The organism is Roseateles chitinivorans, assembly GCF_002761755.1.
Classification (GTDB): domain Bacteria; phylum Pseudomonadota; class Gammaproteobacteria; order Burkholderiales; family Burkholderiaceae_C; genus Roseateles; species Roseateles chitinivorans.
The window spans coordinates 1-467 of the sequence record NZ_PEOG01000201.1; the positions used below are offsets into that span (position 1 = coordinate 1).

General features: G+C 73.7%; 1 pseudogene. It reads left to right on the forward strand.

What is annotated here, in order from left to right:
- Positions 1-467, forward strand: a pseudogene (locus CS062_RS25370) (phosphoglucomutase, alpha-D-glucose phosphate-specific); the annotation flags it as partial.

Genomic DNA, 467 nt, shown 5'->3' on the forward strand with positions numbered 1-467 from the left:
CCGGCACCGCCGTGGGCAAGACGCTGGTCTCCTCCAGCCTCATCGACCGGGTGGTCGCCGACCTGGGTCGCCGGCTGGTCGAGGTGCCGGTCGGCTTCAAGTGGTTCGTGCCCGGCCTGCTCGACGGGTCGGTCGGCTTCGGCGGCGAGGAGTCCGCGGGCGCCTCGTTCCTCCGCCGCGACGGCGGGGTGTGGACGACGGACAAGGACGGCATCCTGCTCGCGCTGCTGGCCAGCGAGATCCAGGCGGTCACCGGGTCCTCGCCGTCCCAGCTGCATGCGTCGCTGACGGAACGCTTCGGGTCCTCCGCCTACGCCCGGATCGACGCCGCGGCCACCCGCGAGCAGAAGGCTGCGCTGGGCAAGCTCTCCCCCGAGGCGGTCACCGCCACCGAGCTGGCCGGCGAGCCGATCACCGCCAAGCTCACCCGGGCGCCGGGCAACGACGCCGCCATCGGCGGGTTGAAG